Annotated in this window: 11 protein-coding genes and 1 pseudogene; 5 read left to right on the forward strand and 7 right to left on the reverse strand. The window is 56.2% G+C overall.

What is annotated here, in order from left to right; all coding sequences use genetic code 11:
• Positions 1-117: 117 nt before the first annotated feature.
• On the reverse strand, positions 118-2,517 hold the full coding sequence (locus ED901_RS18520; RefSeq protein ID WP_122096821.1) for a glucose/quinate/shikimate family membrane-bound PQQ-dependent dehydrogenase: 2,400 nt from the start codon (positions 2,515-2,517) through the stop codon (positions 118-120).
• Positions 2,518-2,674: 157 nt separating this feature from the next.
• Positions 2,675-4,828: a TonB-dependent receptor PqqU gene (gene pqqU, locus ED901_RS18525; protein WP_122096822.1), complete on the reverse strand. Its 2,154-nt coding sequence runs from the start codon at positions 4,826-4,828 to the stop codon at positions 2,675-2,677.
• A gap of 374 nt (positions 4,829-5,202) precedes the next feature.
• On the opposite strand from pqqU, the gene ED901_RS18530 reads away from it, so the two are divergent.
• Positions 5,203-5,958, forward strand: a complete 756-nt coding sequence (locus ED901_RS18530; protein WP_122096823.1) for an alpha/beta hydrolase — start codon at positions 5,203-5,205, stop codon at positions 5,956-5,958.
• Between the two features lie 13 nt (positions 5,959-5,971).
• Here ED901_RS18530 and ED901_RS18535 read toward each other — a convergent pair whose 3' ends face one another.
• From ED901_RS18535 to rhaS (ED901_RS18550), 4 genes are all read right to left on the reverse strand, one after another.
• Entirely contained in the window at positions 5,972-7,048 is a 1,077-nt protein-coding gene (locus tag ED901_RS18535) for a hypothetical protein (RefSeq protein ID WP_122096824.1), read from the reverse strand.
• A 142-nt stretch (positions 7,049-7,190) separates the two neighbouring features.
• The gene (locus ED901_RS18540) at positions 7,191-7,772 is read right to left on the reverse strand and encodes an LUD domain-containing protein (protein WP_122096825.1); all 582 of its coding nucleotides are present in this window, start codon (positions 7,770-7,772) and stop codon (positions 7,191-7,193) included.
• 75 nt (positions 7,773-7,847) lie between these two features.
• A complete protein-coding gene (gene aldA / locus ED901_RS18545; protein ID WP_122096826.1) occupies positions 7,848-9,287 on the reverse strand; it encodes an aldehyde dehydrogenase in 1,440 nt (479 codons plus the stop codon).
• Positions 9,288-9,489: 202 nt separating this feature from the next.
• On the reverse strand, positions 9,490-10,308 hold the full coding sequence (gene rhaS / locus ED901_RS18550; protein WP_056779799.1) for an HTH-type transcriptional activator RhaS: 819 nt from the start codon (positions 10,306-10,308) through the stop codon (positions 9,490-9,492).
• Between the two features lie 391 nt (positions 10,309-10,699).
• Here rhaS (ED901_RS18550) and rhaS (ED901_RS18555) point away from each other — a divergent pair, with 391 nt between their 5' ends.
• The 4 genes from rhaS (ED901_RS18555) to ED901_RS18570 all read left to right on the forward strand — a co-directional run bounded on the left by rhaS (ED901_RS18555) (position 10,700) and on the right by ED901_RS18570 (position 15,295).
• Positions 10,700-11,692 carry a rhamnose ABC transporter substrate-binding protein gene (gene rhaS, locus ED901_RS18555; protein WP_056779797.1) on the forward strand — a complete coding sequence of 331 codons (993 nt, stop codon included), beginning with the start codon at positions 10,700-10,702 and terminating at the stop codon, positions 11,690-11,692.
• Positions 11,693-11,754: 62 nt separating this feature from the next.
• Positions 11,755-13,266 carry a sugar ABC transporter ATP-binding protein gene (locus ED901_RS18560; RefSeq protein WP_056779794.1) on the forward strand — a complete coding sequence of 504 codons (1,512 nt, stop codon included), beginning with the start codon at positions 11,755-11,757 and terminating at the stop codon, positions 13,264-13,266.
• Positions 13,263-14,276, forward strand: a complete 1,014-nt coding sequence (locus tag ED901_RS18565; protein WP_122096827.1) for an ABC transporter permease — start codon at positions 13,263-13,265, stop codon at positions 14,274-14,276. The genes ED901_RS18560 and ED901_RS18565 overlap by 4 nt, the downstream gene beginning before the upstream one ends.
• Positions 14,273-15,295, forward strand: a complete 1,023-nt coding sequence (locus tag ED901_RS18570) for an ABC transporter permease (RefSeq protein ID WP_371414328.1) — start codon at positions 14,273-14,275, stop codon at positions 15,293-15,295. The genes ED901_RS18565 and ED901_RS18570 overlap by 4 nt, the downstream gene beginning before the upstream one ends.
• 48 nt (positions 15,296-15,343) lie before the next feature.
• Here the strand turns inward: ED901_RS18570 and ED901_RS18575 are convergent.
• A pseudogene (locus ED901_RS18575) lies at positions 15,344-16,105 on the reverse strand (Fic family protein); the annotation flags it as partial.
• Positions 16,106-16,115 lie beyond the last annotated feature (10 nt).

The following is a 16,115-nucleotide window of genomic DNA, read 5'->3' on the forward strand; positions in this document are numbered from 1 at the left end:
GTGCTGACGGGATTCACTCAGGAATACTCTGCGAATCATCCCTTATTTTATGCCTGACCGCCCATAAAAAAAGGCCGCTTTCGCGGCCTTTCACATTTCAAAGCGTATGACGGCTGATTATTTCGCGTCAGCGTCCGGCAGTGCGTAAGCGATGATGTAATCGCCCAGTTTGGTGCCGAACGAACCGTGACCGCCTGCGGCGATAACAACGTACTGTTTACCGTTCACAGAATATGTCATCGGCGTCGCCTGGCCGCCTGCTGGCAGACGGGCTTCCCACAGTTTGTCACCGTTGCTCATATCGAATGCGCGCAGGTAGTTATCTGCGGTCGCGGCGATGAAGAACACGTTACCGGCGGTAGAAATCGGTGCGCCAAGCATCGGCATACCCATTTTGAACGGCAGCGGTAACGGTGAGCTGTCGCGCACGGTACCGATACGTTTTTTCCACACGATTTCGTTGGTTTTCAGGTCAACGCCGGAGATGTAACCCCATGAAGGCTGTTTACAAGGGAAGCCCAGCGGAGACAGGAACGGGTTCAGCGTCACGCCAAACGGCACGCCGTACTGTGGCTGAATGCCCGTTTCAGTACCGGAACCGCCCTTATCGTTCGCATCTGGCTCGATAGGGTTGCCCGGACCGCGTGGGATCAGTTTAGACACGAAAGGCAGTGCAATCGGGTTAGCGATAGCCACCTGACGGTCAGTGTCCACAGAGATACCGCCCCACTCGAACATACCGAGGTTACCCGGGAACACCAGAGTGCCCTGCTCGGATGGCGGTGTGAAGGTGCCTTCATAACGCAGTTTGTGGAAGATCACACGACACATCAGCTGGTCGTAGATCGTTGCGCCCCACATGTCTTTACCGGTCAGTTTCGCTTCCGGACGGAAGGTCAGTTTGGAGAACGGCTGAGTCGGAGAAACGTGGTCACCTTTCGCTGCGCCTTGCGGAACAGGTTTTTCAGGGGCATCAACAATCAGCTTACCGTCACGGCGATCCAGCACGAAGATGTTACCGGTTTTGGTCGGTACATAAATCGCAGGAACTTTGTTGCCGCTCTTGTCAGTGATATCTGCCAGCGTTGGCTGGGCAGGCACGTCCATATCCCACAGATCATGGTGAACAGTCTGGTAGAACCACGCCAGTTTACCGGTGGTCGCATTCAGCGCCAGCAGGCCGCTCGCGTAACGTTCCATTTCCGGCGTACGGTTGCCGCCCCAGATGTCCGGTGTTGCCACGCCGATAGGCAGGTAAACCAGATCCAGTTTGTCATCATAAGACGCAGGCGCCCATGAGTTCGGGGAGTTCGGCGTGAAGTGCTGACCATCCGCAGGGATTTTGTTCGGTTCAGCCGCGCCCGGATCGAAGGCCCACAGCAGTTTGCCGGTTTCCACATCAAAGCCACGGATAACGCCTGAAGGCTCGCGATTTGAGTAGTTATCGGTAACCGCACCGGCCACGATGATCACAGATTTTGTGATGATTGGCGGTGAGGTTGGCTCGTAGTGACCTGGGGTTGCGTAAGGCATGTTGCCTTGCAGGTTCAGCTCACCGTTGTTACCGAATGCCGGGCAACGTGCGCCGGTTTCAGCGTCCAGCGCAAACAGACGGCCATCGTTGACCGGCAGAATGATACGACGTGAACAGACAGCAGGCGCTGCGCCATTCGCGGCGTTACCTTCCGCCGCTGGCGTCGTCTCATGATAAGACACACCACGGCAGGTCACGTGCTGGAACGTCGGGTTGGAGTTGAGCTGTGGATCGAATTTCCACTTCTCTTTACCGGTCGCGGCATCCAGAGCAAACAGCTTCTGGTGCGGCGTACACAGGTACAACATGTCGCCGATTTTGATTGGCGTGACTTCGTCGGTGATTTCGCCCGGATCGTTCGGGGTCTTCAGGTCACCGGTACGGAAAGTCCAGGCCACGTCGAGCTTGCTGACGTTTTTATCGTTGATCTGGCTCAGTGGCGAGTAACGGGTACCGCCCTGAGTACGGCCATAAGCAGGCCAGTCACCATCAGGAATGCCGGATTCAGATTTTGCCGGCGCAGAATCCGCCGCTTTAAGGGTGCCGTTGATCACCTGCGGGTCGTTGAAGATGGAGTAACCCAACACGATCACGGTGAACAGCAGGGATACCGCCAGCGCACCGCGTGCGAAAGCGTTTTTCGCCAGCATCTGGTTGTAAACCACCGGCAGCAGGATCCACAGACCTAAGAAGAAGGTGACGTCTAAACGCGGCGTCAGTGCCCAGAAGTCTGTGCCCACTTCCCATACGGCCCACACGGTGGTGCCGAACAGGAAAATCGCGTAGAGCAATAAGGCGGAAGAGCGGCGGCGGTACAACAGCCACGCTGTTACCAGCGAGATAACACCGGCAATAATGTAATAAAGAGAACCACCTAATTTTGCCAGCCAGATACCGCCGACAAGAAGATAAATCCCGCTTAACGCGGCGAACAAAGCGGTAATTATGACGACGATGCGTGATAACGAGGCTTTCGTTTCCATAGTTGATGACCTTACTGATTTTTTATAATCGTCGATTCAGGCGTAAGCCGAATCTTCAAGAACATCCGGTTCTCACCGGGTGTCATTCCTTGCGTGTGCTGCCCGACTTCAAAAAGTGCAGGTCACGGGCAGCACTGCGTGGTTCTACAAACTGAATTTATTCGAAACTGTAAGAAAGCGTCGCTCCGCCACCGTAATTACGGCCAGGTGCCGGTTCGAAGTAACGGCCATTGCCCTCGTTGACGATCACCGAACCGACATAGTTTCTGTCGAACAGGTTATCGACGCGGGTAAACAGGTCGAGGGTTACTTTGTCCCAGTTGAAGCGGTAACCCGCATTCACGCTGGCGACGGTGTAAGCCGGTGCCTGCTCGCTGTTTTCGTCATTCACTTCAATGTCACTCATGTAGCGCACATCGGCGCCGGCGTGCCAGCCATCAACCGGTGCCCACTCCAGTGAAGCGTAGCCCATGTTGCGGGCAATACCCGGAAGTCGGTTGCCCGCTGGCGTACAGTCACCGGATCCGCAGGTTTCATTACGGAAGGTGGCATCGAGCAGCGTCCAGGCCATCTTGACGCGCCAGTTTTCTTCAAACTGCTGATCTAAAGACAATTCCAGACCGCGACGACGGGTTTTACCGGCGTTGGTGTAACTTGAACGGCCCCCGACGCTTTGCGCCACGATCAGCTCATCATCAGTATCCGTCTGGAAGACTGCCGCGGTGACTAAACCGTTGCCCACGCGCCATTTGCTGCCCAGCTCCACGGTGTTGCTGGTGGAAGGTTCCAGCCCCAGGTTCAGGCCAGAGTTGCCGTCGGTGCGGTAGGAGAGTTCGTTGATGGTCGGCGTTTCAAAACCACGACCGGCTGAAATATAGGTGTTCAGCGCAGGGGTCACGGCATAGTTCAGGGACGCCATCGGCAGCAGTTTGTGATAACGGCGCGAACCGCTGTCATCCGGATTGCTGCCGGTAATGTAGTAATCCTGCGAATCAAAACTGACCGTGCTGTAACGCGCGCCGACGTCCAGCGTCCAGCGCGGCGTCAGGTTCCACGTCGTTTGCAGGTACGGGTCGAGGTTCCACATGACGTTCTTTTCATTACGGCGCTCGTTGCCCTTCACGCCCAGATCGCCCTGACTGTCGAAATTCTCATAACCGAAGCGACGCTCGGTCATGGTTTCATAATCCAGCCCGCCGGTGACCGAGAACGGCACCGAACCAATTTGATCGTCATGCTTCCAGCGGGTATCCACGCCGGAGTATTTACGTTCAAGAACAATCACCCCGCCCGCATTCAGCGGATTTTTCTGCGAGGCGGCCGGAATGGTCTGGTATTGCGTGGTGTGGCGCTCGCCGTGATAGGTCATCAGGCTGAATTCGTCGTTCTCACCCATCTGACGCTGATAGCGCAACCCGACCTGTGTCTGGTCCAGCGATTTACGTGCGTTGTACTGATCGGCACGTTTGGCCTGCTTCGGGTCATCATGCCATTCAGATTCTGTCAGGCCGCCCGGATCGTTGGCATCGACGGAGACGCTGTTAAACATCAGCGTCAGGGTGCTGTCATCATCAATGCGCACGCCCAGTTTGCCGTTGCCGAGATTTTTCTGTGTACCGCTGTGGTCACGGTAACCGTCAGTGGTGAAACGGGAGCCGGAGATCAGGTAATTCACATCGCCTGCGTGGGTGCCGTCGCCGGTCGCGCCGCTGGCTTTCACGCTGTTACGAAAAGATCCGTAACTGCCGAAATACGTGCCTGCTTCCAGTTTCGCGGGCTGTGAACCGGTCTGGGTATCCACGTTCACCACGCCGCCGGAGGCATTGCCGTACAGCGCCGAGAAAGGCCCGCGCAACACTTCAACGCGCTCAACGGAATTGAGATCGATATTCGACGTCTGACCCTGCCCGTCCGGCATGGTGGCCGGAATACCATCCACGTAAATCCGCACGCCGCGCACGCCGTACATGGAACGGCTGCCGAACCCGCGCACGGAAAGTTGCAGGTCCTGCGCATAGTTCTGGCGGTTCTGCACCTGTAAACCCGGCACGCTGCCGAGGCTTTCGGAGAGATTGACCTGCGCTTTGCTGTTTCTGAAATCGTCGCCGTCGATCACGCTGACCGCTGCCGGGGTGTCCAGCTCGGACAGGCCACCGGTGCCCTGTTTTTTGATGATCATCAGTGAAGATGAGTCGGAGGCGTCGTCAGTGTCACTTTTCGGTGTATCGGTAGCAGAGAGTGCGTAACTGACTGAAACCGGGCTACAAAATGACAAAAAGGTGATGATAAAAGCAGAGGTTTTGGCGTTCACTTTAGGCGTTCTTTTTCTGTTAGCTAAAAGTGCGAGCGGAGAGCCGCGTTAAAATACGATGCACATCTCACTTTTAGACTTTAGGAGTAGACAAAAAACCATCAATCTGATGGAGAATCAGGAAGGCGCTAACTATAGTTATTTTCTTCCTGTTAGTACATACGCAACTTTACAAATATAACTTTTTAACAAAATTCCGCACGCAAGGTACATGGCGGGCGATCTTTGCGCGCGCGGCAGCCTGTTATCTGCGCGGATGGAAACAACCGGCAATCAATGTCGTTTTTGTCATCCGCCCGTCACTCCCCTGACAGAGCCAGACGCCCACAGTGGCACCTCACCCCCCGGTTTCAGAAACTCCATGAGGTATTGCCATGCGTTTTCGTTTAGCTTCAACATTAATAGTAGCCGCTGCGGCGGCATTCGCTTCTCAGGCGGCGATGGCGGCTCCGGTAAAAAATATCGTGCTGGTGCACGGCGCATTTGTGGGCGGCTCGGGATGGCGTCCGGTGTATGACATCCTGACGCACGATGGCTATAACGTGACGCTGGTGCAGGAACCGCTGACTTCCTTCCCGGAAGACGTGGCGGCCACCAGACGCATTCTGGATCAGCAAAATGGCCCGGCGATCCTTGTGGGCCACAGCTACGGCGGCGCGATCATTACGGAAGCAGGAAATGACCCGCACGTGGCGGGGCTGGTGTATATCGCGGCACACGCGCTGGATAACGGTGAAACGGAAGCGACCAACGGTAAGAAATTCCCCAACTCGGCGCACCCGTTTGTCAAAACGCCGGACGGATTCCTCTACATCAACCCGGCGGTGTTCCCGTCCGACTTTGCGGCCGACCTGCCACGTAAACAAGCGGAATTCGAAGCTAAGGCGCAGATGCTGACCTCCGCCAGCGTCTTCACCGCCAACATTCCTGACCCGGCATGGAAAGTGAAACCCAGCTGGTACATGGTGGCCATGTCCGACAAAATCATTAACCCGGATTTAGAGCGGATGTACGCCAAACGCGCACACAGCCACACCGTCGAAATCGCCGGTGCCAGCCATTCAGTGTATGAATCACATCCGAAAGAAGTGGCCGCCCTGATTGAGCAGGCGGCAATGGGGGTGAAGTAAGGTTTCCCCCGCTCTACGCCCTGCGGGTGAAAGCAATCATGAGCGAAAGCGCATAGACCACGCACCCCAAAAATGCAGCCGGGGTGAGGCTGTCTGACAGATGCCCGGTGTGGTCATCGGTGTACATCACCAGGCCGACCACGGCGAGGCCCATGATGGCGCTGGGAATGTGGATCCAGCGGGTGAAACGTCCTTTTTGTGCTTTACAGGCGGCGAGCTCTTTTTGAGTTCGCCCGAGGGCGCTGTTCAGGCTTTCGCACTGCGCTTCATGATGCTGAGATTGCGCCGCTAAGCGGCTGTTTTCGCTGATCAGTTCGGCGATCTGCTTATTCAGTTTTGCCGCCTCGCTCTTCGCCGATTGCCCTTCGTACTCTTGCGATTTCAGATTCACCCGCAGTTGGGTGATTTTACGGTTAGCTTCGGCGGTCAGCTCTTTTTGCTGGCCCAGCAGTGCGTAATTGCCGTCTGCACGACGGTTGGCGGCATGGCGTTTATCTTCTTCGGCACGCAGGCGGCGTTCAGACTCCGTTTCCAGCGCGGTTAACCGCTGTTGCAGGCTGTCGCGTGCCGCCGCCATGGCGGACATCTGGCTGCCGGTATAGGCAATCAGGCTGTTGGCGGCGTCAAGTTCTGCCGAGGTGGAATTGCCCGCCGCGCGCTGGCGTGAGCGCATGAGCGCCAGTTCATCGGCGTGCTGTTTTTTCTGGCGTTCAGACTGGTTAAGAAGTTCACTGACCCGCGTGTTGAGGCGGTACAACTCCCCTTGCAGCCGGGCCAGCTCTTCAGGGTTGCCGCCGTCGGTTTTATTGCGCGCCACTGCCAGTTCATGCGTCAGGCTGCGCACCTGTTTTTCCAGCGCGGCGAGCCTTTCGACGGTGACAGCCGTATCTTTAAAAACGGTTTTGACTTTAGCTTTATCGGCCTCGGCACGGCTGAAACTGACGCCTCTGAGCGCGCTTTCCACTTCACGGGCGATGGATATTTTATCCATCGCCTTCATGCGGTTGCAGGCGCTGGCGAGGAAAGTGGCCGCTTCGTGACCGTTGCCGGTGCCAAAGGCTTGTTTGATAAGGCTTTGTATCACGCTCATGGTTGTCGCGCTCACTCACAGGAAATATTCAGGACATGCCCGATGTACATCGATTTACTGATTGTATCAGATAGGATTTCTTTTATTTAGGGGAGTTATTTTGAGCGGGGCAGTACAGGTGATGTTGCGGTTTTTTTTGAGGTCAGATCCCGATCACCCGCAGATTCGTCACCCCTTTTGCTCCCAGCATCAGCGCACTTTCACTGTCGGCTGTCGCGGCGGAGCCGGTGATCATAATGGCGTAGCGGGCATTAAAGGGCTGCGGCTGACGGTGGGCAAGGTGCAGATGCGCGACGATATGTTTGACGTCGAGCAGTACCACCAGGTTTTTCGCCATTGCGCTGAGGGTGTTTACGGCAAGCGCAGGGTCGCTGAGAAAAATCGCACCGGTGTCCGCGACGCCAAAACAGGCGCGCACCACGCCGACATCCGCGTCTTTCAACGAGGTCGCTGGGGTACGTGCGTCAAAATCAATGTCCGCGATAATCTCCGGTGTCGCGGAACAAAACAGAGAATCTGCCGGGTACAGTTCGCGCAGGTAAGCGTTCAGCGTGGTATAGCCCGTCAGCGGTGTCTGCAAAAAATGGTCATCCCAGATGCCGCCGCTCAGGGTCAACGCGCGCGCAAAAGCCTGCACAGGATCGGGCTGCGAATCTTCCGCCGGGAACAGCGCGTGAATGAATTTATGCTGGCGGATGGCGGTCAGAAAATCGCTGCGGCGCATGGCGTGTCCTTGTCTGGTAGAGGTCACCTCACGCCGGAAACAGGCGATCCTGTTCCGGCGGAGAGGGTTAAATGATCAATGGAATTGCAGATAGGCCACGTGGGTTTGCAGATATTCCTGCAAGCCGTGTTTACCGTCCGCGCCGCCGACACCCGATTTACGCCAGCCCGCATGGAAGCCCTGCATCGCTTCAAAGTTTTCACGGTTGATGTAAGTCTCACCGAATTTCAGCTGTTTCAGCGCTTTCATCGCCGTATTGATGTTGCTGGTGTAAATCGACGACGTCAGGCCGTATTCGCTGTCGTTCGCCATCGCGATGGCTTCTTCCAGCGTGTTGAACGTCGCGACCGGCAGCACCGGGCCGAACACTTCCTCGTGCATGATCGGCATCTCCTGCTTCACATCCACCAGCAACGTTGGCGGGTAGAAGAAGCCGGTGCCGCCCTCGCGCTTACCGCCCAGCAGCACTTTCGCGCCCTGTGAGACAGCTTTCGCCACTTTGTCTTCCACGCGCTGTAATGCTGCAGCGCTGATAAGCGGCCCCATATCCAGCTCTTTTTTCTCCGCCGTGTTGCCGAAGGTCACTTCTTTCATGGCAGCGCTGAGGCGCGAAATGAACTCGTCGTAAACGCCTTGCTGCACATAGACCCGTTCGGCGCAGTTACACACCTGCCCGGTATTGATGACGCGCGAGCTGACGATGGCTTTTACCGCCAGATCTAAATCGGCGTCGTTCATCACGATGGCGGGCGCTTTGCCGCCCAGCTCCAGCGAAACTTTGGTGACGTTCTGCGCCGCAGCGGTCATGGTGGCGATACCCGCCGCCACGCTGCCGGTCAGGCTGACCATACCAACTTTCGGGTTGGCCGCCAGTTCCTGTCCGATGGTCGGGCCGTAGCCGGTGACAATGTTCAGCACGCCTTTTGGCAGGCCGATGTGGTGAATGATTTCAGCAAAGATCACCGCATTGTTCGGGGTGATTTCACTCGGTTTAATCACGATGGTGTTACCGGTGATCAGCGCCGGTGCCGCTTTGCGGGCGATCAGGAAGAACGGGAAGTTCCACGGCAAAATACCGGTGGTCACACCGATGGCTTTGCGGAACACAAAGATGTTTTCGTTTGGCCGGTCGCTCTGAATGATTTCGCCTTCATAGCGGCGCGCCCATTCCGCCATGTAATCCAGGTAATCCGCCGTGAACAAGACTTCGGTTTGCGCCAGGCCGTAGGTTTTACCGCCTTCGGCAATGATGGTTTGCGTCAGTTCGGCTTCGCGTTCGCGGATACCGGCGGCGATTTTGTGCAGCCACACGCCGCGTTCCACCGCAGGCAGCGCTTCCCAGCCCGGCTGCGCCGCTTCGGCGGCATCAATGGCTCTTTTGGCATCTTCTGCCGAGCCTTCAGGGATTTGCGAAATCACCTGTTCTGTCGCCGGATTCACTACGTCAATCCACTTTCCGCCGGTGTTTTCAACAAATTCGCCATTGATGTACATACGTTTCTGAACTGTGCCCATAGCTGGAGTCTCCAAAGTACGGATAGAGGTGATGAACGAGTTGTTAAAAAATAAGTTCTTTTTTGTGAAGTTTTAACAGCCTGTTCTATCCGACCGGGTTTTACCTTTCCGTCACTGCCAGCCCGGCGTGGGAAATGGCAAAAATGTCATGGTCGGACTGCCCGACGTAACATTTTTGCAAATTGGAGATAACGAATGAGGATCACAAACGCGCGTTGCGGGGAGCGTAGCCGAATTCACGTTTGAAGAGAGTGGAGAAGTAGTTGCTGTCGCAGAAGCCGCACTGATGCGCAATGTCAGTGATCGAGCTGTCGGTGAATCGCAGCAGGTTGCGGGCATTGAGCAGGCGCAGACGGTTGAGATAGTTGAGCGGCGTGCAGCCGGTTTGCTGCTTCATCTGCCGGTGCAGGGTACGCAGCGACATCGAAAACTTTTCTGCCAGCACCGGCCAGTCGATCTCTTCGTCGTAATGCTCATTCATCCAGTCGAGTAAATTATTCAGGTCACCGCCCTGCCCGCTGTATCCCACCTCACGGCTGCCTTTTCGCAGCAGCAGTAAGAGTTGCATAAAATACAGTTCCTGCTGCGCCTGAGACTCCGGTGACGTTCGGACCGGTTTGCGCGCCAGCAGGTCGATCAGCGTTTTTGCCTGCGCTATCTGGCCGGGATTGATACGCCAGTGCGCCGGATAAATGCCATCGACTTCCTGCGGCAGCAGATCGCCAAGCCCATTCAGAAAGCGGAAAGCCTCCGGGCTGCGGTACAGCACGTTGGTCAGGTGCAGGTTGTCGGTGTCTTCGTAGAGATGATGATCGCGGTGGCGCACAAAACAGACGCTGCCCGCACTTAGCAGCAGCGGCTGATCGTTAAAAACGTGGGTGCCGGTGCCCTGTTCGACCAGCACTATTTCATTGAAATCCTGATGATGATGTTCAGGAAACGTCTCCTGCGGATAACGGGGTTCAATGGCGACCGGGAAATCTCCTGAGGCAAAATATTCGCTACTGCGTAACACGGTCATTTGCGACTCCTTATTAACATTATCGTAATATCTTAGTCGTCGCTGCCCCCTCGCATCAGGCTGAAACTGTGACCCATCAGCCGCTTTTGAACAAAACCTTTCTTTCTGCCTCTGATCCTGTGAAATCCGCTGTGTGACGCAGGTTTACGCCTGATTTTAGTGCGGGTTTTCTGCATCCAAAACCTGTGTTTTTCTGACCGTTTGCGTTGCCCGCCACAACATTGTTATCAATTTGTGAGGTTGTTCTCTTAAACCTTTGCACCTTTGCCATAGTTGGCTTAGAACTGGCACTCGCGGAAAGGTCAGTTTATCAGCAACCTCCTAGAGTCGTGATCATGCGCCTGGCGCGTCGGCAACTTTTGGTCGTTAAACTCTATGCGGAGTACAAACAATGAAATTAAAACACGTACTGAGCCTTACCCTGATGGCGAGCAGTATCCTGCTGGCAGGCGCGGCATCGGCAGAAGTGAAAATTGCACTGGTCGCGAAATCACTGGGCAACGGATTTTTTGAAGCGGCCAACGTGGGCGCACAGCAGGCCGCGAAAGAACTGGGCGACGTGAAAGTGATTTACACCGGCCCGACGACAACCACCGCCGAGGCGCAGATCGAAGTGCTGAACGGGTTGATCGCACAGGGCGTTGATGCCATCGCAGTTTCCGCCAATGACCCGGATGCGTTAGTGCCGGTGCTGAAAAAAGCCATGCAGCGCGGCATTAAAGTGGTGTCGTGGGATTCCGGTGTCGCCAAAGACGGCCGTCAGATCCACCTGAATCCGTCTAACAATGCGCTGATTGGCGAAACCAACGTCAAACTGGCCGCCGACGCGCTGAAAGCCCTGAACGTCGAAAAAGGCGACGTGGCGATCCTGAGCGCCACCCCAACCTCCACTAACCAGAATCTGTGGATTGCGGAGATGAAAAAGGTGCTGCCGAAATACCCTTCGGTGAATCTGGTGACCGTCGCGTATGGCGATGATCTGTCAGATAAAAGTTACCGTGAAACCATCGGCCTGCTGAAATCCTATCCGGATCTGAAAGTGATTATTTCTCCGTCTTCCGTGGGTATCGTGGCGGCGGCGCAGGCGGTGAAAGATCAGGGCAAAATCGGCAAGGTATACGTGACCGGCCTGGGGCTGCCGTCTGAAATGGCCGGTGCCGTGAAATCCGGCGCGACCAAAAGCTTCGCCATCTGGAATCCGATCGATCTGGGTTACGCCGCCACCTATCTGGCTGACGATTTAGTCAAAGGCACCGCCACCAAAACCGAAGCCAGCATGGGCCGTTTAGGCAAAGTCAAACTGGACGCTGACGGCAGCGGCGCAATGGCAGAACCGTTCGTTTACGACGCCAGCAACATCGACAAATTCTCTAAAATTTTCTGATCCTGAATGCGGCTGACCGGTCTGCGGTCAGCCGTTTTGTTGTGCTTCGTCAGGGGACATCTATGACCGATACCACACCGCTTTTATCACTAAAAGGCATCAGCAAAGTCTTTCCGGGCGTCAGGGCACTGAACAATGTGCATGTGGATTTATATCCGGGAAAAGTCACCGCCCTGATTGGCGAAAACGGCGCGGGGAAATCGACGCTGGTGAAAGTCATGACCGGGATTTATCAGCCGGAAGAGGGTGAACTGCGTTACAAAGCCATTCCGATCAAACTGCCGACGCCGGAATCCGCGCACAAAGTCGGGATTACCGCCATTCATCAGGAAACCGTGTTGTTTGACGAGCTTTCCGTTACCGAAAATATCTTCGTCGGCCACTACGTTTACGGCGGGCTGTTCAAACGCCTGAACTGGCCGGCGATGCATCAGCAGGCGCGCGACATTCTGACCCGCCTGGAAGTGAACATCGATCCGCACGCCACGCTGAAAGACCTGAGCATTGCGCAGCGCCATATGGTGGCGATCGCCCGCGCACTGTCGTTTGATGCGCAGGTGGTGATCCTCGATGAACCGACCGCCGCACTTTCTCAGCATGAAATCGTTGAGTTTTATCAGATTGTGGAACGCCTGAAACACGAAGGCAAAGCCATCCTGTTTATCTCGCACAAATTCGACGAGATCTTCTCTATTTCCGATTACTACACCGTATTACGCGATGGCAGCTATGTCGGTTCCGGCAAAATCAGCGACATCAGCGAACAGCAGATGGTCACCATGATGGTTGGCCGCGAAGTCAGTCAGGCTTACCCGAAAGTGAACTGCGCGCCGGGCGAAACAGTGCTTGAGGTGCAAAACCTCAGCCATCCGACCGAATTTTCAGGCATTAATTTCTCGCTGCGCAAAGGCGAAATCCTCGGCTTTTACGGGCTGGTGGGCGCCGGGCGCACCGAGCTGATGCAGGCGCTGTTTGGCGTTACACAGCCGGGCGGCGGCAAGATCCTGATCAACGGCAAAGAGCAGCATTTCTCCCGCCCTTCTCAGGCCATCCGGGCGGGGATTGTGTACGTGCCGGAAGAGCGCCAGAAACAGGGCGCGATCATTGATTTACCCATAAGCCAGAACATCAGCCTGCCGCAGCTCAGCCAGCTCAATCCGCGTGGCGTACTCAATGACAAAAAAGAGTGGGCGCTGGCAGATGATTACGCCCGGCGGTTGCAGGTCAAGGCATCGAGCTGGAAACAGGCGGTGGGCACGCTTTCTGGCGGGAATCAGCAAAAAGTGGTCATTGCCAAATGGCTGGCCACGAAACCGGACATCATCATTCTCGATGAGCCGACAAAGGGCATTGATATCGGCTCCAAAGCGGCGGTGCATCAGTTTATGTCTGAACTGGTCGGGCGCGGGCTGGCGGTGATTATGGTGTCATCCGAATTACCGGAAGTGATGGGCATGGCAGATCGCATCATCGTGATGCATGAAGGGCTGATGGTGGCGGAATTCAGGGCCGGTGAAGCCAGCGCAGAAATGATTGTCAGCGCCGCCAGTGGCGCGGGCGAGGAGGCAGCATGATCAGAAACCTGCTGAAATACCGCGAGCTGCTGCTGGCGGTGGTGATTGTCCTGATGGTGCTCGCCGTGGGCGCGCGTTCGCCGGAGTTTATCGGCATCGGTAATCTGCTGGAGATGTTTAACGATACCTCGATTCTGATCATCCTCGCCCTCGGGCAGATGATGGTTTTGCTGACCAAAGGCATCGATTTATCGATGGCGGCGAATCTGGCGCTGACCGGGATGATCGTCGCGCTGATTAACTTCCATCACCCGGATATTCCGGTGTGGTCGCTGGTGGTGCTGGCGACGCTGCTCGGGCTGGTGATGGGCGCGGTTAACGGCCTGCTGGTGTGGAAAGTCGGTATTCCGCCGATTGTGGTCACGCTCGGCACCATGAGCATTTATCGCGGCATCATTTTTCTGCTCTCCAACGGTGGCTGGATCAATGCCCATCAGATGAGCCCGGATTTTCTCAGCCTGCCACGTGCGACCTTTATCGGCCTGCCGCTGCTCGGCTGGTGCGCGATTGCCGCGCTGATTCTGGTGGCGTACTTCCTGCGTTACAGCCGCACCGGTCGCGCTTTATATACCGCTGGCGGCAACGCGACGGCGGCGTATTACACCGGCATCAATGCGGGCAAAATGCAGTTCGTCAGCTTCTGCCTTTCCGGCGCGCTGGCCGGATTCTGCGGCTATCTGTGGATTTCACGCTTCGCGGTGGCTTATGTCGATGTCGCCAACGGCTTTGAATTGCAGATTGTTGCGGCGTGCGTTATCGGCGGCATCAGCACCATGGGCGGCATCGGCTCAGTGGTCGGTTGTCTGCTCGGCGCGCTGTTCCTCGGCGTTATCAACAATGCCCTGCCGGTGATTGAAGTGTCGCCGTTCTGGCAGATGGCGATTTCCGGCGGCGTGATTGTGATCGCGGTGATCCTTAATGAACGCGCCAATAAACGTAAAGGACGGCTGATCCTGCGTCACTCTCCTGCTGTCCAGCCTGTGCGAACTGAAACCGGGGTAAGATCATGAACAAGACCTTAGCATCGCGCACCGCGCCGCATTCCGCCGCCGGAGAAAAAACCACCCTGGCCGCCACGCCGTTTTTCCGCCGCCTGATGTGCTGGGAAGGTTTTTTGCTGGTTGTCACGCTGCTGGTATTTGGCGTGAATGCCCTCGCTTCGCCCTACTTCCTCAATATCTGGAATCTGTCGGACGCGACCTTTAACTTCACCGAAAAAGCCATCATTGTGCTGCCGATGGCGATGCTGATCATCGCCCGCGAAATCGATTTGTCAGTCGCCTCAACCATGGCGCTGAGTTCAACGGTGATGGGGTTCTGCGCGCAGGCCGGTTTACCCACGCCGGCGCTGGTCGGCGTCGGGCTGAGCGTAGGATTGCTGTGCGGGCTGGTCAACGGGCTGCTGGTTACGCGGCTGAATCTGTCGTCTATCGTCATCACCATCGGCACCATGAGTCTGTTCCGTGGCATCACTTATGTACTGCTCGGTGACCAGTCGCTCAACCAGTATCCGGCCAGTTTTGCATGGTTTGGTCAGGGCTACGTCTGGGGGCCGCTGTCGTTTGAATTCGCGCTGTTCCTGGTGCTCGGCGCGGTATTTTATTTCCTGCTGCACAAAACGAATTTTGGCCGCCGCACTTACGCCATCGGCAACAATCCGGTCGCCGCGTGGTATTCAGGCATTAACGTCAAACGCCACAACCTGACGTTGTTCGTGCTGGTGGGTGTGATGTCCGGGCTGGCGTCGGTGCTGCTGACCTCACGCCTCGGCAGCACGCGTCCGACGCTGGCGCTCGGCTGGGAACTGAGCGTGATCACCATGGCGGTGCTCGGCGGTGTCAGCGTGCTCGGTGGCTCCGGCAGCATGACCGGCGTGATTATCGCCGCCTTCCTGATGGGCCTGCTGACCTTTGGCCTCAGCCTGCTGAATGTGCCGGGAATTGTGATGTCGGTGATTGTCGGCGCCATGCTGATCGTGGTGATTTCGCTGCCGGTGCTGTACCGCAAAGTTCTGGCGCGGGGGAAATAGCGCGAGGTGTGTTATCCCCGCCTGCGGGCGGGGAGTCTAGTTCGAGAGTTGTGTTTCAATCCCTTCGCGTAATGCGTCCACCAGTTTCTCCAGCATAAATGCGACAAATGCCGTGCAATCACTGGCACGGTCGCACTCGCCAAGCACGCGATAATAATCCTGTTGCTGATTGTGAATCAGCGTTTCCACTGGCAGCCAGGCGAGCTCAGGTCGCCACTGGCTGAGGATCAAGGTTTGCCACAAACGCCCCATTCGTCCGTTGCCATCGGCAAACGGGTGGATGAATTCAAATTCGTAATGGAAAATACAGCTGGCAATCAACGGATGAATATCGGTTTCCTTCAGCCAGTTCAGCAACTCCGCCATCAGGCGTGGGAGCTGACCGGCGGGCGGAGCCATATGAATCAGCTGATTATCACGATAGACCCCGACATCACCGCGACGCAGATAGCCCGGCGCATCCACAAGACCCGTCATCATCAGCTGGTGGGCTTTCAGGACATCTTCAATACGATAGCTTTTCCAGACGGAAAGCTGTTCGTAAGTCAGAATGGCGTTACGCACTTCCTGAATGTCTTTTTGCGGAGCAAGCACGCGCTTGCCGTCCATGATGGCCGTGACCTGCTGTGTAGACAGGCTGTTATGTTCAATCGCCAGGGAAGCCTGAATGGTCCGGATGCGGTTTTCTTTGCGCAGCAGGACTGATGACTGTTCCGCATGCGCGGCCCAGCGCCCGAGTAATTCGCCAACCTCAACGACCCGGTGCAAAATGGCCGGCGTGATACTGTACGGTGGCTGATAACCGGCCATTCAGTGCTCC

This window comes from Rahnella sp. Larv3_ips (assembly GCF_003697865.1).
GTDB lineage: Bacteria > Pseudomonadota > Gammaproteobacteria > Enterobacterales > Enterobacteriaceae > Rahnella > Rahnella rivi.

Coding starts and splice junctions, on each gene's coding strand:
- ED901_RS18520 (WP_122096821.1), bottom strand. CDS start 2,517: ATGGAAACGAAAGCCTCGTTATCACGCATCGTCGTCATAATTACCGCT.
- ED901_RS18530 (WP_122096823.1), top strand. CDS start 5,203: ATGCGTTTTCGTTTAGCTTCAACATTAATAGTAGCCGCTGCGGCGGCA.
- ED901_RS18535 (WP_122096824.1), bottom strand. CDS start 7,048: ATGAGCGTGATACAAAGCCTTATCAAACAAGCCTTTGGCACCGGCAAC.
- ED901_RS18540 (WP_122096825.1), bottom strand. CDS start 7,772: ATGCGCCGCAGCGATTTTCTGACCGCCATCCGCCAGCATAAATTCATT.
- aldA (WP_122096826.1), bottom strand. CDS start 9,287: ATGGGCACAGTTCAGAAACGTATGTACATCAATGGCGAATTTGTTGAA.
- rhaS (WP_056779799.1), bottom strand. CDS start 10,308: ATGACCGTGTTACGCAGTAGCGAATATTTTGCCTCAGGAGATTTCCCG.
- rhaS (WP_056779797.1), top strand. CDS start 10,700: ATGAAATTAAAACACGTACTGAGCCTTACCCTGATGGCGAGCAGTATC.
- ED901_RS18560 (WP_056779794.1), top strand. CDS start 11,755: ATGACCGATACCACACCGCTTTTATCACTAAAAGGCATCAGCAAAGTC.
- ED901_RS18565 (WP_122096827.1), top strand. CDS start 13,263: ATGATCAGAAACCTGCTGAAATACCGCGAGCTGCTGCTGGCGGTGGTG.
- ED901_RS18570 (WP_371414328.1), top strand. CDS start 14,273: ATGAACAAGACCTTAGCATCGCGCACCGCGCCGCATTCCGCCGCCGGA.